Below are 295 nucleotides of genomic sequence, written 5' to 3'. Positions count from 1 at the left end.
AGCTGATCCGCAAGGACCAGGGGGCGCAGCAGATCGACATCGCCAAAAGCGGCATCAAGGACTTTGAGCGGGTGCTGGACAAGTACGGCGTGGACTACGCCATCCGAAAGGATGTGTCCCAGGTGTCAGCGCCAGTGATAAAATGTAAAAAAACGCCGAGGAAAAAATGTAAATTTGTGGCGGAGAGGAGGAAAAAAAGATAGACTCCCCAAAGGACGGAAAAAGCGTCCGGAAAGGGAGTCAGGAAATGAAAGGAGCACAGTGGATGGATATCCGAAACGAGAGGCAGCAAGGG

1 protein-coding gene is annotated in these 295 nt (G+C 52.2%); it reads left to right on the top strand.

Going from position 1 to position 295, the window contains the following annotated elements; translation table 11 throughout:
* On the top strand, positions 1–203 hold a 203-nt coding region (locus D1646_RS21395), incomplete at its 5' end, for a DUF3801 domain-containing protein (RefSeq protein ID WP_160638385.1).
* Between the last annotated feature and the right edge of the window lie 92 nt (positions 204–295).

Source organism: Pseudoflavonifractor sp. 60 (genome assembly GCF_009911645.1).
Classification (GTDB): domain Bacteria; phylum Bacillota; class Clostridia; order Oscillospirales; family Oscillospiraceae; genus Lawsonibacter.
The sequence above is the reverse complement of the archived record's forward strand: the minus strand, read 5'-3'. Positions and strand labels throughout refer to the sequence as shown.